Source organism: Salmonella sp. K21076, assembly GCF_039650795.1.
In the GTDB taxonomy this organism is placed as follows: domain Bacteria; phylum Pseudomonadota; class Gammaproteobacteria; order Enterobacterales; family Enterobacteriaceae; genus Salmonella; species Salmonella enterica.
Genome location: NZ_JBCLYA010000011.1, coordinates 61,440 through 85,349 on the forward strand (window position 1 = coordinate 61,440; position 23,910 = coordinate 85,349).

Genomic DNA, 23,910 nt, shown 5'->3' on the forward strand with positions numbered 1-23,910 from the left:
AGCATACCAAATCCGGCTTATAAACAAAAAAACCGCCGGAAATCCGGCGGCGGTGGCGCATGACGCTTTTTAGCGCGAAACGCTCAGCGTCTTGCTGTTGTGACGCAGGCTAGCGATTACGGTTACTGCTTTTGCCCCCTTTTTTGCCTGCTTCGGATGCACGCTGCGGGTCATTCTTAAAATTGCCCCCGCTGTGCTGACCACTTTTACGACCTGCTTCTGATGCTCTTTCGCGGTCTTCCGCAAAATTACCGGAACCGCCACGATGGTTTGCCATTACTGACCTCCGTCATAGATTAGACATCATATTGCATAGGTAATGAGGAGTATCTCCTCGCGCCGCGTATGAACGATATCATCAGTAACGCCGCGTAAAATTAAGCATAGTGAAAAACGCCGTGGTAGGCCGCTTACCGAAATATTCTGCAACATCAGAAGCCGAATATGCAGAATAATAACCATGAGAAATAAATAAGTTATTCTTATACTTGGAAAAATCAAAGCGCTTAAAAATGTATCATTTTGCAACAAAGGTCGCCAAATTAATTATTGTTATAAATCAAAGAAATGGCGCTGAAATTTGCACTCTTCACAGGAGGGCATATCTTTAAATAGACGTAGCGAATCGCTACACACCTGATTAATCTGAGGAGTAGTACAAATGGCAAAGATTCTGGTGCTCTATTATTCCATGTACGGACACATTGAAACCATGGCGCACGCGGTGGCGGAAGGGGCAAAGAAAGTCGACGGCGCAGAGGTCATTATAAAGCGTGTGCCAGAAACAATGCCGCCTGAAATCTTCGCAAAAGCTGGCGGTAAAACGCAAAACGCACCGGTTGCCACCCCACAGGAGCTGGCGGATTACGATGCCATTATTTTTGGTACGCCAACCCGGTTTGGCAATATGTCAGGCCAGATGCGTACCTTCCTGGACCAAACCGGCGGACTGTGGGCATCCGGCGCGCTATACGGCAAGCTCGGCGGCGTGTTCAGTTCTACCGGAACGGGCGGCGGCCAGGAGCAGACCATCACCTCGACCTGGACTACGCTTGCCCATCATGGGATGGTGATTGTCCCGATAGGCTATTCCGCACAGGAACTGTTTGACGTCTCCCAGGTTCGCGGCGGTACGCCTTACGGCGCAACGACTATCGCTGGAGGCGACGGTTCACGTCAACCAAGCCAGGAGGAACTCTCTATCGCTCGCTATCAGGGGGAATACGTCGCCGGTCTGGCAGTCAAACTCAACGGCTAATCTTCAACAGGAGGATTCGAATGCCAACTCAAGAAGCAAAAGCGCACCGCGTCGGCGAATGGGCAAGCCTGCGTAATACGTCGCCGGAAATTGCCGAAGCCATTTTTGAAGTCGCTCACTATGACGAGAAACTGGCAGAAAAAATATGGGAAGAAGGTAGCGATGAGGTGCTGATCAAAGCCTTTGAGAAAACGGACAAAGACTCGCTCTTCTGGGGCGAACAAGTCATCGAACGTAAGAACGTATAACACAAACGCCCCCGCCTGCGCGGGGGCATACGGCTATTTTGCAGCAGTGTTCATGACGTTATCGAACTTATCCAGCGGACAGAAGCCGTTCGCATCCACCGGACATCCTTTCAGTTCCAGCGTTACCCTTTGCGCAGGCGATTTGAGCGTTAACGCTTCCGCATTACGTAACTGCCGGGCGCTCTGGTAGACATACTCGATTTTCATCAAATCCCGGTTAGCGTTACCGTCATGCCAGCGTTGGAAGACAAGCTGACCACCAATCGGCGTTCTCTCATACTGGTCATGGAGCTGATAGGGTTTAAAATCCAGCGCCGTCAGCAGCGACGCGATATTGGAATCATGCCCCACCAGCACGGTAACCTTCGGCGCGCTAACGCGCTCGGCAACCAGCACCTTATCGATATATTTTACCAGCGGCGCAGCGACATTGCGCGCCACCGTGGGTGAGGTAAACAGGCTGTCCTGGTAGCCGTTTTTCAGTTTTGACAGCACCTTCCACTGCCGATCGGTGTGGATCCCGCCCCAAGCGACCTGATCCATCGGAAAGCCTTCGTAATATTGCAGGGTAAACGCATCCACCAGCGAGTTCCCTACTTTCAGCGGCCCCTGCACGCCAGGCTCTTGCTGATAGTTCGCGCTGAAGGTATCTTTCGCGTCGATTAGCGAACACTGATGCTTCTCTTTGCAGGACGGCGAGTCCTGATAATGCGTTATCTGCTCAAGCAGTTTATAACTCTCATCAAGATGTAGCTGACTACGCGCCTTTTCCATCGCCTGTACGGCCTGTTGCCGGAACGCGGCGGAATCATCGGTAATCACCGGATTGAAGGTAGGGTCCATAGTGCCCATTTTTTCCTGATGATGAACAGGAATATCACAGCCGGGGAAAGCGCTGGTAATGAAAAATTGCGCGGTGGCGACGGTGCGCTGCAAACTATTCGCATAGGCATATACCGTGTCGGGCGCCGGACATTCTCCCGACGGTATCAGCCCCTGCGCGACCAGCCATTCACGTGTGTAGTGTCCCATATAGACTTCCAGCACGCCGCCTTTCGTCGTCAGTTGCCCGCCGGGAACGTCCCACGCCGGCCAGGCGTTCGGCGTCGACTGCGCCAGTACGTTGCCATTATTCGCCAGCGGCGCCCGCAGATTATGGCGGCTCATCATCAGCACCTGTTGTAATTGATAACCTTCCGGCGTTGTCTGCGCCTGTACGGCGGATGACAACAAAACAGCCCCTGCCACAGCAACAGCGAGTAATGATTTTTTCATCCCTATGACCTCTTGTTGTTATCAAATCGTTCTGAGTGTGACAGAAATGGATCATTTTTCCGGGAACGATTTCGCAAAACGGAGGTTTTTCTTACAGTAAACGCGTTAGCGCCGGGAAACCCCGGCGCATATTCAGAACGTTTTTGCCCACCACAGCCGAAGCTTCATGCCCCAATAGCTGGTCCAGCCGCTGGTGGTGAACACAACCCGACCTTGTGAAACCACCACCAGCGTTGGCGTCACGCTGATTTCCCAGCCAGCGGATAAGGCGCCGTTAGCATCATTGACGACCGGGAAGTCAACGCCCTTGCGCGCCAGCCAGCGGGCAACCTCAGCATCACCGCCGGAGCGGAGCGCAACGGTCATGACGTTTTCCCCTTCCGCCGCCAGGTGAGCGACCGCAGGCGTGGTAAAGCGGCATACCCCGCACCAGCTGGCCCAAAAATAGAGCAGTACGGGGCGTTCCTCGCTCAAGGTCGCCAGAGTTGTCGACTCTCCCGTCAGCGTATGTAATGGTGTCGCGGCAAACGCCGGAGGCGCCTGCGGCGCGCGCCAGACGTCCATGACCACCATTATCGCGATGAGGAGCGCCAGAAAAACCGCGGCTTCACGCAGCCAACGCCGCAGTTTACCCGCCATTGGCAGCCGCCAGTTTTTCTTTCACCACCGCTTCCAGCGTATCCCAGGGCACTGCGCCCGGAATCAGCTCGTCGCCAATGATCGTCGCTGGCGTTCCTTGCACGTCGACCAGTCTTGCCAACTGCAAATTAGTGCGTATCGTTTCCATGCTTTTTTCATCCAGCGTCACTGGCGTCGCCCCTGCTTTCTGCTGGGCCTGTTTAATACTGTCATCCGTATGGTAACCGCGCTTTTGCATAAGTTTTTCATGTAGCGCGAGGAACTGTTGCGGATGATCGCGCCAGGTGGTCAGCGCAATACGCGCCGCCAGTATGGAACTCTCTCCTTTGAATGGCAGCGGTTTAATAATGACCGCAACGTCAGGATATTTCTGCACAATCTTTTCCAGCATCGGATCGAGCTGTTTGCAGTACGGGCAGTTGTAATCCGTAAAGTTCACCAGCGTCAGCTTAGGGTGTTTAGCGCCTATCCGCGGGCTGGCAGGATCGTTAAACAACGCCGCATGGATCAGATTTTTAATCTGCTTTTCCTGATCCGGCGTAAAAGGAGCGGTTTCTTGCGCGATGCTCAGCGTCGAAAACAGCGCCAGCAGTAAAACAATCATGTATTTCATTGGGTTATTCCTTTCGCTTTTTTCAACGTTTGTAATACCGCATCGCGGGTCAGCAAAGTGGGCAGTGCCTCCCCTTCCGGCAAACCGGGGCCATATACCTGATTAAACGGCACGGCGACCTGGCCGCGCGTTTTCAGAAAATCTGTAATGGCATCGGACGGCAGCGTCCAGTCTCCCCGCAGCGCCACAACATCCGGCTGTTGCAAGGCGGCCTGCACATCCTCTTTTTGCAGGACGTTGTATTTATTCACTTTACAGGTAATACACCAGTCCGCAGTGACATCGACAAATACCCGCTTATGCTGCGCCAGCGCCGACTGGATTGCCTGTTCACTCAACGGTTGCCACTGAACCGTGTCTTGCGCGCTCTTTGACGCAGTGAAGCCGAAATGCGGCAGGAGTAACGTCGCCAGCCAGATAGCCGACCCCAGCATCATCAGACCGAGGATCCTGCGCAGGACATTCATCCAACGCCCGGGGCGCGGTAAACGTAGCGCAAGCCCTGGTCGTATCGCGACCAGTAGCCACGGCGCGCTCATTCCCAGGCCAAGCGCAAGGAACAGCCCCCACAGCGTCGGCAGCGACGCCGTGAGCGCCACCGCGACCGCCGTGCCCAGAAACGGCGCGCTACAAGGCGTCGCCAGCAGCGTGGCGAACGCCCCCTGCCAGAAATGTCCCGACATACCGTTACCGCCGTAAGTGGCCAGTTTCGTGGTCATAGATGAGGGAAGCCTGAACTCAAAAAGCCCGAACAGGCTGGCGCTAAACAACAACATCACCAGCGCCATAAAACCAATAAACCATGCATTCTGGAACTGGACTCCCCAGGCCAGCGCATGGTTTGACAGGCGAAGGAGGGTCATAAACGCCGCCAGCGCCATAAATGACGCAATGATACCGGCGACCGAAGCCAAAAATTGTCGCCTGATGTGAGAGCGGCTTTTTTCCTCTACCAATAAAATAGAGCCAAGTTTCATGCCCAGAACAGGCAGTACGCAGGGCATTAAATTAAGAATCAGTCCGCCGATTAGCGCCATCATTACAACTTGCCAGAAAGGTAGCGCCGCATTGTCCGGCGTTTGCGCTGGCGCAGCGCCAATGGTTTGCGTGCTCTCCTGGGCGATAGCGCCATCGGCTAACACGAGGGTCAGCGATTTGTCGCGCAAATCGGGCGCCTTTTCGCCCCAACTGTCCGTCACCGGCACCGTCGCCTGTAACCTGTCGCCCTCTACGCGCAGGCGAGGCTTCGCAAAATCGACGTCATCTATGGTGTCAAGATAGAGCCCGGGCGATGACCAGCCCGCCGCTCGCGTAGCAGTGACCACCAGTTCTCCCGGGCGATAGCCAACGTCAAGCGAGTCCGTTAGCCCACTGCGGAGCGGAACTTTACCCATCGCCCGCGCATAGTCATGGGCAAAATCGGCATTCTGCACAGTGGGCGTCACGGAAAAGGGGTAATCGGTCAACAGACAAACATTGCTGCAGGTTGATAACGTCAACACACCGCGCAAGGTCGCCGGCGGCGTACCGCGCACGATCATCGGAAAGGTCACCTCGTCGTGATATCCCTGGGTGGTGATATTCGCCACATCAAAGCGCGAGGGGGTTGGCCAGAACCAGCTTACCTCAGGCATGTCGCCTTTCCAGGCGATAGAGGGTGCCACGCCCCCTTCCCCCGGCGCGCGCCAGTAGGTTTTCCAGCCGTTTTCCAGTTTGACATCCAGCAACAGCCGGGTCTCACTGTTAGCGGACGTATCGGCACGTAGCCGTATGCTGGCATGGTCGTTATCGGGCGAACGCAGCCAGCCGCTTTCCGCCGCCCAGGAGACGGGCAGCCAAAGCCATAACAGGCAGAACAGTATCCGCCTGAATAAAATCATCATATTTTTTCTCCGTGAATGAGTAATTAACCGTTAGTAATAACCGGTCTGTCATTCACGGAAGACACAAAATCGTAGATGTACCCGTAATGTGGGCGGCGAAATAGCCCGTGGAGGCGAAAACGGCAGGCGCATGACCCGGACAGGCGCCAGTAAGGAAAGCAGTAGATAAAGCGCAAGGATAGCACCTTCAAAGAGTACTGGAGGCGCCGCCAGCAGCGACTTGGCGCTTAATTCGCAGGGAGTGACCGGCGAGCCGTCATCTGTCGAGGAGGGAGCGCTGACCACCGCAGCAGAGGCCGTCGCCTGCATCTGCAAGGCGTGCAGGCCCGCCATGCGTTGCGCGGTACAAACCATTACCACGACACATGCAAGGCAAAGAAACCACCAGCCCATCCGTTGTTGTTTCGCCATTGCGCCCTCACTGTTTAACGCGAGTTATCTTAGCCACTGGCGCGGTTTTGGCAACCTTTCCCCTGTAAAGTTATGTCGGCGCGCTGCGCAACCTTCTGATAGTCGAACAACGTAATTTATTCTTACTAATGATATAACTGGTGTTTTCATACGCACTTTTCAGGTTTACCCTACACTTAGTGGAGAAACCTTTTTGGGGTCCCTTCTGTATGTATTGATTTAGCGAGATGATGCTATGGAACTTAAGGATTATTACGCCATTATGGGCGTGAAACCGACGGACGATCTCAAGACGATTAAGACCGCCTATCGCCGACTGGCCCGCAAGTACCATCCAGATGTCAGCAAAGAACCCGATGCCGAAGCCCGTTTCAAAGAGGTTGCTGAAGCATGGGAAGTGCTGAGTGATGAGCAACGGCGCGCCGAGTATGACCAGTTATGGCAACACCGTAACGATCCACAATTTAATCGCCAGTTCCAGCAACACGAAGGCCAGCCGTATAACGCCGAAGATTTTGATGATATTTTCTCGTCTATTTTTGGTCAGCACGGTCGTCATTCGCACCACCGCCACGCCGCACGCGGTCATGATATCGAAATTGAAGTGGCGGTATTCCTGGAAGAAACGCTGGAAGAGCACCAGCGTACGATTAGCTATTCCGTCCCCGTTTATAACGCGTTCGGCCTGGTGGAGCGGGAAATTCCCAAAACATTGAATGTGAAAATCCCGGCTGGCGTCAGCAACGGGCAACGAATCAGACTGAAAGGCCAGGGCACGCCGGGGGAAAACGGCGGACCTAATGGCGATTTATGGCTCGTTATCCATATTGCCCCGCATCCGCTCTTTGATATCGTCAATCAGGATCTGGAAGTCGTCCTTCCGCTTGCCCCATGGGAGGCGGCGCTCGGCGCTAAGGTGTCTGTGCCAACGCTTAAAGAGCGTATTTTGCTGACCATTCCCCCCGGCAGCCAGGCAGGTCAGCGGCTGCGTATCAAAGGAAAAGGATTAGCCAGTAAAAAGCACACTGGCGATCTCTATGCCATCATCAAAATCGTTATGCCGCCGAAACCTGACGAGAAAACAGCTGCCCTGTGGCAACAACTGGCGGACGCGCAGTCGTCCTTTGACCCACGCCAGCAATGGGGGAAAGCATAATGGCTAACATCACTGTCACCTTTACCATCACCGAATTTTGTTTGCACACCGGCGTGACGGAAGAGGAGCTAAACGAAATCGTCGGACTTGGCGTAATTGAGCCTTACGAAGACGATAACGCCGACTGGCAATTCGACGATCGCGCAGCGAGCGTGGTACAACGCGCGCTACGCTTACGCGAGGAGCTGGCGCTCGACTGGCCAGGGATCGCGGTCGCGTTAACGCTGCTGGAAGAGAATTCACGGCTGCGCGAAGAAAACCGGTTACTGCTGCAACGCCTTTCTCGCTTTATCTCGCATCCCTAATCCACGATAAAGGCAATAAACCGAGGGTGGGCTTTCTGCCCACCCCGGATTTACATACACCCGGTATAATACCAGAATGCCTCTGACATACTTCCCGCAACGGAAGAAATATAGCCTTTCACCGCGCACAAGCCGATCAACGAACCGCCAATGTCAGCCATTAATGCGCCATTGCGAAGATCATCGTTTAAATAAAGACCAGCCACACGCTCACATTTTTTAGATTCGTCGGTTATTTTTACACGTTAGCGATCATTTATTGCCTGAAGAATATATTCTTTCACTGTTTTGTACTCTCTGGTTGATACGTATCTTCTCCCTGTCAATGCCGGGTAAAATGTACCGCTGCGCTTACAGGTTGCGGTATTTATAAATAAGAAATACAACAGTCACTTACAGTTTAATAATTGAGCGTTATAACATCCACTACCGCCCAATATTTACACCACGTATAAAATACAAAAATGTAATAGAATGTAAACAAAATAAGAGCATAAAATAAATAACTTATTAAAAAATCAATATAAATAGAGTGGTCAATAAAAAACGATCGTTTTCAACGAGTTATGTTTCTCAGATTTTCATCTATCCTGAATAGGCTTGCGGAAAATGTAATTTACACCATTGACTATTTCACTTAAAAGGTTTCTGTAATGGAATGGAAGGTCGTTGATACAGTTATAAGTCCCTCTACCGGAGTGTCGTTCTCATGCATACATAGCCTAAAAAATCTTAGATTGACCTTATGGTATCAAGCAGATGTTTACATGCCTCCAGGTAGCATTATCATCCCCTTTAATAAGGGGGTCTTAATAAACGATAAACTTTATCCCGTTACTGTTTACAACGTTACCAGGTTTAATCCTGTTCTATGGAAATCGCTTAAAGAAAATAGCCACTGTCCTGGTAACTGCAATCCTAAACCAGAAGCTTGCAGTTATCCTTTCGAGTGTCTGGTATCCGTTTGTCCATTTGGTTTAACCAGAAATATTCAAATAGATAATAAGAAAGTTTAGGAAATAAAGTATGCATTAGCCATACTACTGATTAAGTGTATTCGCGCACGTTTGCAGTATTTTGCAGTTAAATATGTTTGATATAAAAATTGTACAGTTCGGATATTTTTTGATTCGTTTAATCTAACCTTCACTTTGGCAACGAGGAGCCGGTACAGAGGATATTACTGATGGCCGGCAGACAAAGAAACGCATTGCTTTTAACACTGTATAAATTCCATCCGTGACATTCTTATTTAGTGATATTTCACCAGAGCAATCATCTTACCTTTATTGTGCATAAAAATCAGCAAGTAGTGTTTAGAAAAAATAATGTTTTAGACAAAAGCTCTGCGCGTCATGCTGATCGCCAAAAGCATAACGGGCTGACATGATGTCAGCCCGTTGGTTTACCCCTGCCCTGATGCTTACGGTACGCTTATCGTCATATTGTCATGACCGACAATGACAGGGCCCGGGTAATTTTTCATGGCTTCCTGTTGCCAGACGTCATCCGCAACCGTCGCAGGCACCAGATGACTTAACACCAGTTTTTTCACGTGGGCCTCGCGAGCAATCTTACCGACATCTTCAATCGTGGTGTGATGCGACGCAATCGCTTCAGCCAGCGTTTTTCCGTTGCCAATACTATTAGCCAGTTTTGCTACCGAAGGGACATGTACCGCCTCATGTACCAGGATATCCGCCCCCTGGGCAAACGTTGCAAGCGGAGGAAACCAGGACGTATCGCCAGAGAAGACGATTCGCTTACCCTGAGTATCAAAACGGTAAGCAAACGCTTCACCGTCCGGGAAAGGGGAATGAGGCACTTTCAGCGCGCTTATTGTGACCAGTTCATCTTTATAGATGACGCCCTGGCCGATATCGGTCGCCTTAACCAGGTTGCGCGGATCGGGTTTCCCCTCTTCTTCCATGCGTAACGTGATATCCCTGTCAAAGACCTTCCAGCTAGCCTTCGTCATCGCCTGGGTTCCCGGCGGGCCATAAACCTGTATGGTATGGTCTTTCAGGCCACTTGCCCAGGCATTCATCAGCAAGGAAGGATAATCCAGTATGTGGTCGCTGTGCAGATGGGTGAGCAAAATAGTATTGATGTTGCGCAGTGGAATGCCATTTTTCACCAGTTGCAGACTGGCGCCGTAGCCGGCATCTATCAGCCATATCTTATCGCCGATAGTGAGCGCCGTCGCTTGCGGTAGTCTGGCTGTATTGAGCAAAGAAGGCCCGCCTTTGGTGCCCAGTAAAACAATGTTGATCTCTTGAGGCGCAGGAGCACCGGCAGCAATGGCAAGGTGGCTTTGCGCCAGCATACAAACCGCCAGCATAGCGACGCTTTTTTTCATCATGTTTTTACTCTTCTTAGTTGAGAAAAGAAGGAACTTCACGTTGGCGAAACTGCGAAGGAGAACAGCCAGCAAGGCGATTAAAGAAACGGGCGAAATAAGCCGGATCTTTAAAACCTAATTGCCAGGCGATCTCGTTGACAGCATTGTCGGAAAAAAGCAGCAGTCGTTTCGCCTCGCGTAATTGCCGATCAAAAATCAGGCGTTTAGGCGGGCGATTAGCAAAACGTCGGCAAATATCGGTCAAACGAGATTCGGTAATATGCAACTCACAGGCATAATCGGGCACCGTCCAGTGCTGATGGAAGTGGTTGTCAATTAACAGGGTAAAGCGCTGAAAAAGTTTCAGTTCACCGCGCATCCCGGTTGCGGCATGATCGTCCAGCTTCGCATTACGCAACAGCAAGGTAAATACCGCCTGCGCCAGTAGTACCAAGGTATGTTCGCAGCCAGCCAGTTGTTCCGTGGACTCCCGCTCAATTAGCTGCCAGTAATGTTTGAGCGCCGCCAGCTCGTTGAGTTTATCCGCCAGCGACAGGCAGATTCCCGGCAGGCCGAAGGCCTCTCTGGTGCCGGGATAAAGCACTTCCAGCAGCGGCCAAACCAGCTCTTCGCGTACCGTCAGAACATGACCATCGCTATCCGATTCGGTAATAAAAGCATGCGGCACCGAGGGCGGCGTTAGCACAAATAGCGGCGCCTGCACCGAATAGCGATGATCGTCGAGCTGTAGCTCAATCTGCCCGGTATCAAGAAAGTGCATTTGAAAAAACTGGTCGTGGCGATGCGCCTGCATATCACGACCAAAGAAATCCGCCATACGAGCAAACGACTGATAATGCACATCGTTACTGCCCATGCTTTCGTCATACTCTTTGCTGATATCAATATTGGCGATCGCACGTTGGCACATAGTTTCTCCTCAAGGGGTGGCGCGCGGACGCGATGCTTTCATGGGAATGAGCCAGATAATGGCGGCGCCGACGACTAACAGAGAAGCGACAAACCAGAGTCCGCTATTGAAGCTACCAGTGATATCTTTTAGCCAGCCAATCATAACCGGGCTGAGCGCGGAGCCAATATTGCCGGTGGCATTGATGACCGCAATGCCTATCGCCCTGGCGCGTAAACTGATCGACTGATCCGGCGTGGTCCAGAAGATCGCCATCGCGCTAAAGGAACCCGTGGATGCCATCACGATCCCCAGGAGCTGGATCAGGTTACGGTCGGTCGCCGACGCCAGCAGCCAGCCCGCGGCGGCAAACAGGAACGGTAACGCAGTGTGGTGTTTACGCTCCTGATGTTTGTCCGAATGGCGGCTCCAGTAAATCATGCCCAGAACAGTACAAATCTGCGGGATCGCCGCCAGCAGGCCGATGGTGATATTGCTGCTGCCTTCATTAAAACTTTTCAGGATTTGCGGCGTCCAGATACTAATGGCGCTAAGCGTATTGGTAAGGCAAAAATAGGCCAGCGTATACATCAGTACAATTGGCGTGAATACTTCGCGCCACAGGCTACGCTGCTGCATGGCGTTATGGCTGATGGCCCCCTCAGGCTGAACCAGCGTCAGGCGATCATTATCCATCATCTCCTGCAAACATTTTTTATCCTCTGCCGTCAGCCATTTGGCTTTTGCCGGGGTATCATCCAGGTAAAACCAGACCATAATGCCTAACAAAACTGACGGAAATCCTTCCAACAGGAATAACCACTGCCATCCATGCAGATTGAATATGCCGTCCAGCGATAAAATATAGCCGGAGACAATTGACCCCAACGCGGTAGTGGCCGGCATGGCAATCATAAATAATGCGTTGGCGCGGGCGCGGAAAAATGCCGGGAACCAGTAGGTTAAATAGAGCAATATTCCTGGCAAAAAGCCCGCTTCGGTAATGCCCACCAGCATTCGCAGCACATACAGGCTTTTCGGTCCCACCGCGAACATCGTGGCGGTAGATGCAATGCCCCATAGCACCATAATGGTCGCAATCCAGCGGCGGGCGCCGACGATGCTCAACATCACGTTGCTGGGAATGCCGAAAATGACGTAGGTGGCGTAAAACAGCGTCGTGGCAAGACCAAACATGGTGGCGCTTAACCCCAGATCCTGCCCCATCGTCAACCCGGCAAAACCGATGTTGATACGGTCTAAAAACGAGAAGATAAACAACACGAATAAAAATACGATCAGTCGGCGGAACAGTTTATTTATGACGGTTTGTTGACCCGTGCTGAGCGCGTTGTGCGAACCGACAGACTCGGGGCTTTCCGGAAGTGCAGATGATGTGTCGCTCATTTTTTTTCCTCTGATGGGAATTTTGTAGGGTACTACGGTTGCCCGGTAGCGCTGCGCTTACCGGCCCAGGCTTAATAGACGCCGGACGCACCGGACAGTTTTTTTTCTGCGCCAAAGCGCGCCGCCAGCGCCTCCGCTCCGCGCGCCAGCAGCGTGGTGTCAACGCCGACGGCGACAAATAGCGCCCCCAGTTCCAGATAACGTTTCGCCAGTGCTTCATTGGCCATCAGAATCCCCGGCGCTTTCCCCGCCGCGCGTATCTGCACGATGGCGTTCTCAATCGCCGCCTGCACTTCCGGGTGCTGCGGATTGCCGGCAAAGCCCATATCGGCGCTGAGATCCGCCGGGCCAATAAACACGCCGTCAATGCCATCCACGTCGAGAATTGACGCCAGATTGCTCATCGCCTCACGCGTTTCAATCTGCACCAGTACGCACATGGCGTCGTTGGCCTGGTGGAGATAGTCCGGAATGCGATTCCAGCGCGATGCCCGCGCCAGCGCGCTGCCCACGCCGCGAATACCGGCAGGCGGATAACGCGTAGCCGCCACGGCGTTTCGCGCTTCATCGGCATTCTGCACCATCGGTATCAGCAGCGTTTGCGCGCCGACGTCGAGCAGTTGCTTAATCTGTACCGGATCGTTCCATGACGGACGCACCACCGGCTGGCTGGGATAAGGCGCAATCGCCTGCAACTGGGTCAACACCGTCTGCACGTTGTTTGGCGCGTGTTCACCGTCAATCAGTAGCCAGTCGAAGCCGGCGCCCGCTAACAGTTCAGCGCTGTAACTGTTGGCAAGCCCCAGCCACAAACCGATTTGCGGGCGCCCCGCTTTTAACGCGTCTTTGAAAGCATTTTTCATCGTTTTTTCCTTACACAAACCGGCAACTGATCGCGCCCATGTTGCCGTAATCGACATGGAAGGTGTCGCCCTTGCGCGCCGGCACCGGGCGGGTGAACGAGCCGCCGAGGATGATCTGCCCGGCTTCAAGCTGGACATCGTAGGGGGCAAGCTTGTTCGCCAGCCACGCCACGCCGTTGGCCGGATGATTCAGCACGCCTGCGGCGACGCCGGTTTCTTCGATCACGCCGTTGCGATAGAGCAGCGCGGAGATCCAGCGCAGATCCAGCTCGTCTGGTTTGATGGGGCGACCACCGAGGATCACCCCGGCGTTGGCGGCGTTGTCGGAAATGGTGTCGAACACTTTGCGCGGGCGCTGGGTTTCCGGGTCGATGTTGTGGCTGCGGGCGTCAATCAGTTCCAGCGCCGGAATCACATAATCCGTGGCGTTGTAGACGTCGAACAGCGTGCAGTGAGGGCCGCGCAGCGGTTTCGCCAGCACGAACGCCAGCTCCACTTCAATACGCGGGACGATAAAACGGTCGGTGGGGATATCTCCGCCGTCATGGAAGAACATATCGTCAAGCAGCGCGCCGTAATCCGGTTCGCTGATTTGCGAGCTGGCCTGCATCGCTTTTGAGGTCAGGCCGATTTTGTGGCCTTTGAGCGTGCGCCCTTCGGCAATCTTGATATTGACCCATTCACGCTGTACGGCATAGGCATCTTCAATAGTGATGTTGGGATAATCCAGCGACACTGCGCGAATCTGTTCACGCTGTTTTTCAGCCTGATTAAGTCGCTGAGCGATCAGGGTATGGGTCTGTTTATCGAGCATAGTTGCTTCCTGTTACCTCATTCGGTGCTGCTGCGCCGGGTGGCGACGCGGGTGCGTCTTACCCGGCCTACGGTTCGGTACTGCTTCGTGCATCGTTTTTTTGTAGGCCCGGTCAGCGCAGCGCCACCGGGCGAAAGAGTGTGCTATTTAAATAACGCGTGTACGTTGTTTTGTTTGTAATTGAGCGTTGGATGTAACTCGGCAATCTCAAACGACAGCGCCAGATAGCGGTTCTCCATCAGGTCGGCGAAGTGGGCTTTAATCAGCCCAAACAGCATTTCGCCGACTTCCTGACGGCTCTCCAGGCTGCGCCCGGCGCCGATTTTCAGCGTCATATGCACAAACGCGTAATCATGCTTACCGTCAGCCATCTGCCAGGTATCCAGCCAGTGGGCGCGACTGCGGATACCGCCGATGGGGAAAATCCCGGTGGCGGCCAGCGCCTCGTTTACCTTGCTGAACAGGCTTGGTAAATCAGCCTGCTCGCGAATATTTTCAGTACATTCAGCAATAAAGTGCGGCATAAACCCCCCTTACGCAGGCAGCGGGAAAACAGCGTTTACCTGGCCGGTACCGGAGCTGGCGAACAGGTCGGTGATGAACTCCACCTTGCCGTCGTATTTGTCCCACCCCAGCATTCCCAGTAGCATGACCGTGTCGTGCATGTTGCCTTCGCCGTAGCAGTAGTCGGCGTACTCCGGCAACATGGTGCAAAACTCCTTGAATTTGCCTTCGCGCCACAGCTTGACCACGCGCTCGTCCATTTGATGATCGAACTCGCGGGTGTAGCTGTTCATCCCCTCTTCCGCCCGTTGGTCGTCAATAAAACGGTGCGACAGAGAACCACTGGCGAATACCGCTACGGTACCGTCATATTTCTCAATCGCCTTGAGAATGGCTTCGCCCAGTTTGCGGCTGTCGGCAAAATCATGCACAGTGCAGAACGCCGAGATGGAGACCACTTTGAAGTGCTTGTCGCTGTTCATGTAGCGCATCGGCACCAGCGTGCCATACTCCAGCTTCAGGCTCGGGATGTTGTGCGCTTTGGCGCGCACGCCCAGTTTGACCGCCTCGTCGGCGATCAGATGGCCGAGCGCCGGATTACCGTCATAGTCATAGGTCATGTCGCGAATAAAGTGCGGCAATTCGTTGCTGGTATAGACGCCCTGGAAATGGTCGGCACAATTAATGTGGTAAGCGCTATTCACCAGCCAGTGGGTGTCGAATACGATAATGGTGTCAACGCCCATTTCGCGGCAACGCTTGCCAATTTCAATATGCCCATCAATGGCTGCCTGACGACAACCGTGATTTTTTCCTGGCAGTTCAGAAAGATACATCGACGGCACGTGGGTAATTTTTGCTGCTAACGCTAACTTGCCCATATCAAACTCCCCATTTTGGGATAGGATGGTCGCCCATTGAGATGCAGACGTTTTTCATTTCCGCAAACACTTCGAAGCTATATTCGCCGCCTTCGCGCCCGGTACCGGAGGCTTTCACGCCGCCGAACGGCTGGCGCAGGTCGCGGACGTTCTGGGTGTTGACGAAGACCATGCCGGCTTCAATCCCACGCGCCAGGCGCAACACTTTGCTCACGTCCTGGGTCCAGATATAAGAGGCCAGACCGTATTCCACATCGTTCGCCAAACGTAACCCTTCCGCTTCGTCTTTGAATGGCAGCAGGCAGGCGACCGGCCCAAAGATCTCTTCCTGCGCAACGCGCATACGGTTGTCGACATCGGCCAGCACGGTTGGGCGCAGGAAGTTACCGCCTTTCAGATGCGCAGGCAGGTCAGTGGGTTTTTCCGCACCGCCCGCCAGCAGCGTTGCCCCCTCTTCAATGCCGAGGCGGATATAACCGGAGACTTTCTCCCAGTGCTGTTGGCTAATCAGCGCGCCGACCTGGGTGTTCGGGTCGGTCGGATCGCCGACACGCAGGCGATTCGCGCGTTCGGCAAAGCGCTTCACGAACTCAGGGTAAATGCTCTGCTGGATAAAGATGCGCGACCCAGCGGTGCAGCGTTCGCCGTTGATCGAGAAGATGGTGAACAGCGCGGCGTCCAGCGCGCGCTCAATGTCGGCGTCTTCAAAAATCAGCACCGGCGATTTGCCGCCCAGCTCCATCGAGTATTTTTTCAGCCCGGCATTTTTCATGATATTGCGACCGGTGGCGGTACCGCCGGTAAACGACACCGCACGCACGTCATGGTGGCGTACCAGCGCATCGCCCGCCGTCGCGCCGTAGCCCTGCACCACGTTCAGCACGCCTGCCGGAATTCCTGCCTCCAGTGCCAGCTCGCCCAGCCTGTCGGCAGTCAGCGGCGACAGCTCGGACATTTTGAGCACCGCGGTGTTACCCAGCGCCAGGCACGGCGCAACTTTCCAAGTCGCGGTCATAAACGGCACGTTCCACGGCGACACCAGCGCGCAGACGCCGACGGGCTGCACCAGCGTATAATTGAGCATTTTATCGTCAACCGGATAGGTCTTGCCGTTCATCTGCTGGCACACTTCGGCGAAGAATTCGAAGTTATGCGAGGCGCGCGGGATCAGCACGTTTTAGTCTGGTGAATAGGCAGGCCGGTGTCGGCGGTTTCCATCGCCGCGATTTCCGGCACATGCTGGTCAATCAGGTCGCCAAGGCGGCGCATCAGGCGCGCGCGCTCTTTCATCGGCAGGTTGGCCCATTTCGGGAACGCCTCTTTTGCCGCCGCGACAGCCTGGTTCACTTCTGCTTCACCGCCGGAGGCTACTTCCGCCAGCACATCACCGGTCGCCGGGTTAGTGGTCTGGAAGTAGTCGTTACCTGCAACGTTTTTGCCGTTAATCCAATGATTTATTTTCTTCATTTTGCGCTCTCCTCACTGACGATTCGGTTAACCAGGCGACCCACGCCTTCTACTTCAACGACAACTTCATCCCCCGGCACCACATCGGACAGCCCTTTCGGCGTACCGGTGGCAATCATGTCGCCCGGTTGCAACGTCATAAATTCGCTCAGATAAGAAATCAGGAACGGGATGCTGAAGATCAGATCGGCGGTCGTCCCTTCCTGCCGCAGCTCACCGTTGACAAAGGTGCGTAACGTCAGGTTGTGCGGATCAGAAACCGCCTCTTTATCCACAATCCACGGGCCTATCGGCGTCAGGCCGTCGCGGCTTTTTACCCGCAGATTCGGACGGTAGTAGTTTTCCAGATAGTCGCGGATCGCGTAGTCGTTACAGACGGTGTAACCGGCCACATACTCCATGGCTTCGGCTTCGCTCACCTTACGCGCCGTTTTGCCAATCACCACGACCAGCTCGGCTTCGTAGTGCATATATTCGACGTTGTTCGGGCGCACCGACGTTTGGTGATGTTCGGTAAAGGTGTTTGGCGCTTTGATAAATACCAGCGGCTCTTTCGGCGGCGTAAATGCCAGCTCGCTGGCGTGATCGGCGTAGTTCAACCCCAGCGCAAATAACGTTCCCGTCGCTGACAGCGGCCACGTAAACGTCTGGTGGCGGGCGAATTCATCTTCTGCGACAACCGGATTTTCCAGCGCGGGTAAACCTTTCGCCAGAATACGCACCCGATCGCCGGGACGCAGCGCAACGCGATTCTGCGGCGTACCAAGTAAGATCGCATCGCCAGGGTTAAGTGTAGCGAACTCACTTAACGCGCTAAGCAGTTGTGCGGCGCTACGCTGTAAATCGGCAGTATTCCAGTGGTCCGCTTCTCGTCCGTTGATTTCAGTGATAATGGTGAGATTATCCACATCACTCAGCGGCGCCATTTCACCCAGCGGGCAAAAGCCATCGCGACATTTCGCTTTAATCGCCGGGCGATAAAAGCTCTCTTCCGGCAGGCTGACCTCGTTAGCCAGCGCATACCCGGCGATATAGTCCGCCGCCGCTTCAGGGCGTATCCGGCTGGCGGTTTTCCCCACAATGAGCGCCACTGTCGCGCCGCTCAGTACCTTTTCTCCCTGCGGATAAGGAATGGGTTCGCCGTGACGAATCACCGTATTACGCGGCTTGATGAACCACACTGCGGTTTTAGGCGGCGCATTATAGGGAGGCTGAGAGAAAGCCTCTTGCCAGGCATCAAGCTGGCTGCGATGGTTTAACGCAACGGCGAAAACAGTACCCTTCATACATAAACTCCTCAGGCCGATTTAACGGGCTGTGATTTCATTAACATATTAATGATTAGATTTATGCTTTCGCTGTACATTTAGCAAGCTTAAGTAAAGTATTTATGATGTGATTAACAATATTTTCACAAATTTATTATTAAATACATATATATCAAATAGTTAAATAAAACCCCTTGTTTCTATTAAACTTTGGACATAAAACAGATGTCATAGCTCACATCGGTAAACACGATTATTCAGGTATTAATAATTCTGCAAAAGAGAAACGCTTATGCATGATTCATTAACCATCGCCTTGCTTCAGGCGCGCGAAGCGGCAATGACCTATTTCCGCCCCATCGTTAAAAGCCACAATCTGACCGACCAGCAATGGCGCATTGTGCGAATCCTGGCCGATAGCCCCTCTATGGATTTTCACGAGCTGGCCTTTCGTACCTGTATTTTGCGTCCAAGTCTGACCGGAATATTGACGCGCATGGAGCGAGACGGACTGGTGTTGCGACTCAAGCCGGTTAACGATCAGCGTAAGTTATATGTCATGTTGACGGAGCAGGGACAAACGTTGTACGCCCGTGCCCGGAGCGAGGTAGAAGAGGCTTATCGAAAAATTGAGGCCGATTTCACGCCCGAAAAAACACAGCAATTGATGCTGCTGCTGGACGATCTTATTGCTCTGGGGCGCCAGCATCCTGATAGCGAAGCGGAAGCATAGTATTCTTACCTTCCCACGCCGCCGACACGGGAATCCCCTCCCGCTTACACCCTGTGCTGGAATACCGATACCGGCAGCGGCGGTTATACGCATAAATTTTTCCGCGTGGCGAAAAGCGCAGACGATCTGCGCCAACAGCGTGATGCTATCGCCGAGTGGTCACGCCTGAGTTACGGCTGGATGGGACGCACACCGGATTACAAAGCCGCCTTTGGCTGCGCTCTGGGCGCTAACCCAGCCTTCTACGGCCAGTTTGAGCAGAACGCCCGTAACTGGTACACCCGTATTCAGGAGACCGGCCTGTACTTTAACCATGCAATCGTCAACCCGCCCATTGACCGCCACAAACCTGCCGACGAAGTGAAAGACGTCTATATCAAGCTGGAGAAAGAGACGGACGCCGGGATTATTGTCAGCGGGGCGAAAGTTGTCGCCACTAACTCCGCCCTGACTCACTACAACATGATTGGTTTCGGCTCAGCCCAGGTGATGGGCGAAAACCCGGATTTTGCTCTGATGTTTGTCGCGCCAATGGATGCCGAAGGCGTAAAACTTATTTCGCGCGCCTCGTATGAAATGGTCGCGGGCGCGACGGGCTCGCCGTTTGATTATCCCCTCTCCAGCCGTTTTGATGAAAACGATGCCATTCTGGTGATGGACAAGGTGCTGATCCCGTGGGAAAACGTATTAATTTACCGTGATTTCGATCGTTGTCGTCGCTGGACGATGGAAGGCGGCTTTGCCCGTATGTATCCACTGCAAGCCTGTGTTCGTCTGGCGGTAAAACTTGATTTCATTACCGCGCTGCTGAAAAAATCGCTCGAATGTACGGGTACCGTAGAGTTCCGGGGCGTGCAGGCCGATCTCGGCGAAGTCGTGGCCTGGCGCAATATGTTCTGGGCATTGAGCGATTCTATGTGTTCTGAAGCAACCCCGTGGGTAAACGGCGCCTGGCTACCGGACCACGCCGCGCTGCAAACCTATCGTGTGATGGCCCCAATGGCCTACGCGAAAATTAAAAATATTATTGAACGTAACGTTACCAGCGGCCTGATTTACCTGCCTTCCAGCGCCCGCGATCTGAATAATCCGCAAATCGACCAGTACCTGGCGAAATACGTACGCGGCTCTAACGGAATGGACCATGTTGAACGTATCAAAATTCTTAAATTGATGTGGGATGCCATCGGCAGCGAGTTTGGCGGTCGCCATGAGCTGTACGAGATTAACTACTCGGGCAGCCAGGATGAAATTCGTCTGCAGTGTCTGCGTCAGGCCCAGAGCTCCGGCAATATGGATAAGATGATGGCAATGGTCGATCGCTGCCTCTCCGAATACGATCAGAATGGCTGGACGGTTTCGCATTTGCACAATAACGACGACATCAATCAACTGGATAAGCTGCTGAAATAACGCGGCAGGAGGTTCTCATGCAAGTAGATGAACAACGTCTGCGTTTTCGCGATGCGATGGCAAGTCTGGCGGCAGCGGTCAACATCGTAACCACGGCGGGTCACGCCGGACGCTGCGGTATCACCGCAACAGCGGTTTGCTCAGTCACTGATACGCCGCCCTCCGTGATGGTATGTATTAATGCCAATAGCGCCATGAACCCCGTTTTTCAGGGCAACGGCAGGCTGTGCATTAATGTACTTAACCATGAGCAGGAGCTGATGGCGCGCCACTTTGCCGGTATGACGGGGATGGCGATGGAGGAGCGTTTTCACCAGCCATGTTGGCAAAACGGGCCGCTGGGCCAGCCGGTACTTAACGGCGCGCTGGCCAGTCTTGAAGGCGAGATCAGCGAGGTACAAACCATTGGCACGCATCTGGTGTATCTGGTGGCGATCAAAAATATTATTCTTAGCCAGGAGGGGCATGGCCTGATTTATTTCAAACGCCGTTTTCATCCGGTCAGACTTGAGATGGAAGCGCCTGTTTAACCGTCACTCATACCCACAAGCGGGATAACCACCGCTTGTGGGAGGAGAGTCGATACGCTGAAGATTTTTATTCCCGCCGCGATGTTTGCTCGCCATAAATCCCGGCGATTAATAAAATCTAAGAGCCTGTCCCACCAGGCGTTATTGGCGCAGCCTGTTTGGACACGGACAGCGCGCAAAAACCGGAGCGTACACGTTGTACGTGAGGTTTGACTCGCTACGCTCGCCCTTCGGGCCGCCGCAAGCGGCGTTCAAAACGCTAACGCGTTTTGGCGAGCACTGCCCAGGACCAAAATGGCAAGTAAAATAGCCCTAATAGGATAGGCTCTAAATTAGCTCCCGCGATAGGTTGAATAACCATACTGACTTAATAACAGCGGCACATGATAGTGCTCATTCGTTTTGCTGATATGAAACTCGACGGGAATCTCCGGGAAAAACGTGTCCAGTTTTTTACTTTCAAAATACTGGCCGGTTTTAAAAATAACGCGATAATCCCCCGGCGCGGCAGCTTTTTCGGGCCACAGTGCTTTAATTCGTCCATCCTGGTCGGTATGCCCGGTGTTTAATTGCGTCCATCCGTTATCCTTTTTCTGCTCCAGTACCACCTCCACGCCGGGCGCTGGTTTGCCTGTTTGCTGATCGAGAATATGTACGCTGAGAATATTGCTGCCAGCGGCCAGCGCCATTGCCGGGGCTGCAACAAGAGACGCTATCGCGGTAGCCAGTATATATCGTTTCATGCTTCACTCCTTTACGGTATTGATGCAGGAAAATATATCTGGCGCGTCCAGGATTAACCTTACACGGACATGACAATTATGTCATCTTGTTGGAGATTTACGGATTCGCTAACAAGCCTATGGCATACTGCGTTGATGAAGATTTTATTGATTGAAGATAACCAGAAAACCATTGAGTGGGTACGTCAGGGACTCACGGAGGCAGGCTATGTGGTTGATTATGCCTGTGATGGACGAGACGGATTACACCTAGCCCTTCAGGAACATTATTCATTGATTATTCTTGATATTATGCTGCCGGGGCTTGATGGATGGCAGGTTTTACGCGCGTTGCGCACTGCATATCAGCCCCCTGTTATTTGCCTGACGGCGCGCGACTCGGTTGAGGATCGCGTCAAAGGTCTTGAGGCGGGCGCTAATGATTACCTTGTTAAGCCTTTTTCCTTCGCCGAACTGCTGGCCCGGGTGAGAGCTCAACTCAGACAGCATGTCCCGGTCTTTACCCGACTGACGATCAATGGTCTGGACATGGATGCCACAAAGCAATCGGTGTTACGAAATGGCAAACCGATTTCCCTGACCCGCAAAGAATTCCTGCTCCTCTGGTTACTGGCGTCCCGGGCAGGGGAAATCGTGCCCCGAACCGCGATCGCCAGCGAAGTTTGGGGAATTAACTTTGATAGTGAAACCAACACCGTTGATGTCGCGATTCGTCGGCTGCGCGCCAAAGTAGACGATCCATTTGAAAAGAAGCTCATTATGACCGTCCAGGGGATGGGTTATCGATTACAGGCGGAAACGTCGCAGAATGGTTAAGTTATCAATGACGCTGCGCCTGACAATTTCTTTTATCGCCATACTTATCCTCGCCTGTACCGGCATTAGCTGGACGCTCTATAACGCGCTGAGCAAAGAATTAACGTATCGGGATGATATGACGCTAATAAATCGGGCGGCGCAAATGCAGCAACTGTTACTGGATGGCGCCAGGCCGGAAAATCTGCCGCTCTATTTCAATCGGATGGTGGATACGAAGCAGGATATCTTATTGATCCACTCAGCAACAGGCCATAATGTTGCGATTAATCATAGCGGCATCCCCGACCAACGCTTTAACGAGATTCCGCTGGCTAAAAACATCACCCGCGAAACCTTATTTCGCCAGGCGGTACAAGGCACGGAGCTGACCGCGGTACGAGTAAACGCCAGAAGCGGCGATAACCCGCTGACCCTTACTATTGCCAGGCTGGCGACGGAAAGGCGGCAAATGCTGGCGCAATATCGCCGCAACAGTTTGCTGATTAGCCTTATCGCGATCCTCGTCTGTTCGGCGCTCAGTCCATTAGTCATCAGAAACGGGCTGCGGGCCATTACGTCGCTCAGCCGACTCACCGCGGCGACAGATAGCGGCACACTTCGCCAGCCGCTGGCGGAACAGGCGTTACCCGTCGAGCTCAGGCCGCTTGGGCAAGCGCTAAATACCATGCGCCAGAAGCTTTCCGACGATTTTGAACGCCTGAACCAATTTGCCGACGATCTGGCGCATGAGCTGCGCACGCCGGTTAATATTTTACTGGGGAAGAATCAGGTTATGCTGAGTCAGGAACGCAGCGCCGAAGAGTATCAACAAGCCCTTGTCGATAATATTGAAGAGCTGGAGGGACTGTCGCGACTGACAGAAAATATTCTCTTTCTGGCACGCGCGGAGCACCAGAATATAGCGGTAAAAAAACAGCCTGTTTCGCTCAATGCGCTGGTCGAAAATATGCTGGATTATCTTAGCCCCCTTGCCGAAGAGAAGCACATCTGTTTTATAAATCAATGTCAGGGAACGGTATGGGCTGACGAAATATTATTACAAAGAGTGCTCTCAAACCTGCTGACGAATGCCATCCGTTATTCTGATGAAAACGCCGTGATACGTATTGAAAGCGCTTATGATGATAACGTTGCAGAAATTCGGGTCGCTAATCCGGGCAGCCCCACCGCCGATGCGGATAAGCTTTTCCGGCGTTTTTGGCGAGGAGATAATGCCCGCTACACTGCCGGTTTCGGCCTGGGGTTATCGTTAGTTAACGCGATTGCCCTATTGCACGGTGGCTCGGCATCTTACCGCTATGCCGATGAACATAATATCTTTTCGGTTCGTCTGCCTGATAGCGGTGATAGCTAAGGTCAGTACAGGTTCTGTTCCCCTTCCCTGCCACAGGGCTGTGGTTATCAATACAACCTCAATAAAAAGAAAATA

General features: G+C 53.2%; 24 protein-coding genes and 2 pseudogenes. 10 read left to right on the forward strand and 16 right to left on the reverse strand.

What is annotated here, in order from left to right:
- Positions 1–109: 109 nt before the first annotated feature.
- Entirely contained in the window at positions 110–277 is a 168-nt protein-coding gene (locus tag AAYN39_RS05665; RefSeq protein ID WP_001273665.1) for a general stress protein, read from the reverse strand.
- Positions 278–661: 384 nt separating this feature from the next.
- Here AAYN39_RS05665 and wrbA point away from each other — a divergent pair, with 384 nt between their 5' ends.
- Together wrbA and AAYN39_RS05675 are read left to right on the forward strand one after the other, a co-directional pair.
- Positions 662–1,258, forward strand: coding sequence for an NAD(P)H:quinone oxidoreductase (gene wrbA, locus AAYN39_RS05670; RefSeq protein WP_001062894.1), 597 nt, complete (start codon positions 662–664; stop codon positions 1,256–1,258).
- Between the two features lie 20 nt (positions 1,259–1,278).
- Positions 1,279–1,506: a YccJ family protein gene (locus tag AAYN39_RS05675; protein ID WP_001143126.1), complete on the forward strand. Its 228-nt coding sequence runs from the start codon at positions 1,279–1,281 to the stop codon at positions 1,504–1,506.
- Between the two features lie 33 nt (positions 1,507–1,539).
- On the opposite strand, the gene agp is transcribed toward AAYN39_RS05675, so the two are convergent.
- The 5 genes from agp to AAYN39_RS05700 all read right to left on the reverse strand — a co-directional run bounded on the left by agp (position 1,540) and on the right by AAYN39_RS05700 (position 6,327).
- On the reverse strand, positions 1,540–2,781 hold the full coding sequence (gene agp, locus AAYN39_RS05680) for a bifunctional glucose-1-phosphatase/inositol phosphatase (protein ID WP_000749190.1): 1,242 nt from the start codon (positions 2,779–2,781) through the stop codon (positions 1,540–1,542).
- Positions 2,782–2,913: 132 nt separating this feature from the next.
- Positions 2,914–3,420, reverse strand: a complete 507-nt coding sequence (locus tag AAYN39_RS05685) for a protein disulfide oxidoreductase (RefSeq protein ID WP_000907521.1) — start codon at positions 3,418–3,420, stop codon at positions 2,914–2,916.
- A complete protein-coding gene (locus AAYN39_RS05690) occupies positions 3,410–4,033 on the reverse strand; it encodes a DsbA family protein (RefSeq protein ID WP_000876697.1) in 624 nt (207 codons plus the stop codon). Before AAYN39_RS05690 ends, AAYN39_RS05685 begins: the two co-directional genes overlap by 11 nt.
- Entirely contained in the window at positions 4,030–5,916 is a 1,887-nt protein-coding gene (locus tag AAYN39_RS05695; RefSeq protein WP_000972986.1) for a thioredoxin family protein, read from the reverse strand. Before AAYN39_RS05695 ends, AAYN39_RS05690 begins: the two co-directional genes overlap by 4 nt.
- Before the next feature lie 48 nt (positions 5,917–5,964).
- Complete coding sequence (locus AAYN39_RS05700; RefSeq protein ID WP_001118904.1) at positions 5,965–6,327, reverse strand: copper resistance protein; 363 nt, start codon at positions 6,325–6,327, stop codon at positions 5,965–5,967.
- 235 nt (positions 6,328–6,562) lie between these two features.
- On the opposite strand from AAYN39_RS05700, the gene cbpA reads away from it, so the two are divergent.
- From cbpA to AAYN39_RS05715, 3 genes are all read left to right on the forward strand, one after another.
- On the forward strand, positions 6,563–7,483 hold the full coding sequence (gene cbpA / locus AAYN39_RS05705; protein WP_000420603.1) for a curved DNA-binding protein: 921 nt from the start codon (positions 6,563–6,565) through the stop codon (positions 7,481–7,483).
- Complete coding sequence (gene cbpM, locus AAYN39_RS05710) at positions 7,483–7,788, forward strand: chaperone modulator CbpM (protein WP_001284251.1); 306 nt, start codon at positions 7,483–7,485, stop codon at positions 7,786–7,788. Before cbpA ends, cbpM begins: the two co-directional genes overlap by 1 nt.
- Positions 7,789–8,441: 653 nt before the next feature.
- Entirely contained in the window at positions 8,442–8,804 is a 363-nt protein-coding gene (locus AAYN39_RS05715; RefSeq protein ID WP_001537781.1) for an anti-adapter protein IraM, read from the forward strand.
- 407 nt (positions 8,805–9,211) lie between these two features.
- Here the strand turns inward: AAYN39_RS05715 and AAYN39_RS05720 are convergent, their stop codons facing one another.
- The 9 genes and pseudogenes from AAYN39_RS05720 to hpaG form a co-directional block, all read right to left on the reverse strand.
- On the reverse strand, positions 9,212–10,150 hold the full coding sequence (locus AAYN39_RS05720; protein ID WP_000976557.1) for an MBL fold metallo-hydrolase: 939 nt from the start codon (positions 10,148–10,150) through the stop codon (positions 9,212–9,214).
- Positions 10,151–10,163: 13 nt separating this feature from the next.
- Complete coding sequence (hpaA, locus tag AAYN39_RS05725; RefSeq protein WP_000336599.1) at positions 10,164–11,060, reverse strand: 4-hydroxyphenylacetate catabolism regulatory protein HpaA; 897 nt, start codon at positions 11,058–11,060, stop codon at positions 10,164–10,166.
- A gap of 9 nt (positions 11,061–11,069) precedes the next feature.
- Entirely contained in the window at positions 11,070–12,446 is a 1,377-nt protein-coding gene (gene hpaX / locus AAYN39_RS05730) for a 4-hydroxyphenylacetate permease (RefSeq protein WP_001285789.1), read from the reverse strand.
- 71 nt (positions 12,447–12,517) lie between these two features.
- The gene (gene hpaI / locus AAYN39_RS05735) at positions 12,518–13,309 is read right to left on the reverse strand and encodes a 4-hydroxy-2-oxoheptanedioate aldolase (RefSeq protein ID WP_000785061.1); all 792 of its coding nucleotides are present in this window, start codon (positions 13,307–13,309) and stop codon (positions 12,518–12,520) included.
- A gap of 10 nt (positions 13,310–13,319) precedes the next feature.
- Complete coding sequence (gene hpaH, locus AAYN39_RS05740) at positions 13,320–14,123, reverse strand: 2-oxo-hept-4-ene-1,7-dioate hydratase (RefSeq protein ID WP_000884795.1); 804 nt, start codon at positions 14,121–14,123, stop codon at positions 13,320–13,322.
- A gap of 143 nt (positions 14,124–14,266) precedes the next feature.
- On the reverse strand, positions 14,267–14,647 hold the full coding sequence (locus tag AAYN39_RS05745; protein WP_001119858.1) for a 5-carboxymethyl-2-hydroxymuconate Delta-isomerase: 381 nt from the start codon (positions 14,645–14,647) through the stop codon (positions 14,267–14,269).
- Positions 14,648–14,656: 9 nt separating this feature from the next.
- A complete protein-coding gene (hpaD, locus tag AAYN39_RS05750) occupies positions 14,657–15,508 on the reverse strand; it encodes a 3,4-dihydroxyphenylacetate 2,3-dioxygenase (protein ID WP_000516973.1) in 852 nt (283 codons plus the stop codon).
- 1 nt (position 15,509) lies between these two features.
- Positions 15,510–16,975 (reverse strand): annotated as a pseudogene (hpaE, locus tag AAYN39_RS05755) (5-carboxymethyl-2-hydroxymuconate semialdehyde dehydrogenase).
- Positions 16,972–18,261, reverse strand: a complete 1,290-nt coding sequence (gene hpaG / locus AAYN39_RS05760) for a 4-hydroxyphenylacetate degradation bifunctional isomerase/decarboxylase (protein WP_000679210.1) — start codon at positions 18,259–18,261, stop codon at positions 16,972–16,974. The pseudogene hpaE and the gene hpaG overlap by 4 nt, the downstream one beginning before the upstream one ends.
- 274 nt (positions 18,262–18,535) lie before the next feature.
- On the opposite strand from hpaG, the gene hpaR reads away from it, so the two are divergent.
- The 3 genes and pseudogenes from hpaR to AAYN39_RS05775 all read left to right on the forward strand — a co-directional run bounded on the left by hpaR (position 18,536) and on the right by AAYN39_RS05775 (position 20,919).
- Positions 18,536–18,976 (forward strand): homoprotocatechuate degradation operon regulator HpaR, encoded by a 441-nt coding sequence (gene hpaR / locus AAYN39_RS05765; protein ID WP_000543921.1) that lies wholly within the window; start codon positions 18,536–18,538, stop codon positions 18,974–18,976.
- Positions 18,977–19,027: 51 nt separating this feature from the next.
- Positions 19,028–20,389: pseudogene (gene hpaB, locus AAYN39_RS05770) on the forward strand (4-hydroxyphenylacetate 3-monooxygenase, oxygenase component); the annotation flags it as partial.
- 17 nt (positions 20,390–20,406) lie between these two features.
- The gene (locus AAYN39_RS05775; RefSeq protein WP_001195558.1) at positions 20,407–20,919 is read left to right on the forward strand and encodes a 4-hydroxyphenylacetate 3-monooxygenase reductase subunit; all 513 of its coding nucleotides are present in this window, start codon (positions 20,407–20,409) and stop codon (positions 20,917–20,919) included.
- A 332-nt stretch (positions 20,920–21,251) separates the two neighbouring features.
- Here AAYN39_RS05775 and hiuH read toward each other — a convergent pair whose 3' ends face one another.
- Positions 21,252–21,662 (reverse strand): hydroxyisourate hydrolase, encoded by a 411-nt coding sequence (hiuH, locus tag AAYN39_RS05780; protein ID WP_000833187.1) that lies wholly within the window; start codon positions 21,660–21,662, stop codon positions 21,252–21,254.
- Positions 21,663–21,797: 135 nt separating this feature from the next.
- Between hiuH and hprR the strand changes: the two genes are divergently transcribed.
- Both hprR and AAYN39_RS05790 read left to right on the forward strand, forming a co-directional pair.
- Positions 21,798–22,478: a response regulator transcription factor HprR gene (gene hprR / locus AAYN39_RS05785; protein WP_000698211.1), complete on the forward strand. Its 681-nt coding sequence runs from the start codon at positions 21,798–21,800 to the stop codon at positions 22,476–22,478.
- The gene (locus tag AAYN39_RS05790; protein ID WP_000240037.1) at positions 22,471–23,835 is read left to right on the forward strand and encodes a heavy metal sensor histidine kinase; all 1,365 of its coding nucleotides are present in this window, start codon (positions 22,471–22,473) and stop codon (positions 23,833–23,835) included. Before hprR ends, AAYN39_RS05790 begins: the two co-directional genes overlap by 8 nt.
- Positions 23,836–23,910 lie beyond the last annotated feature (75 nt).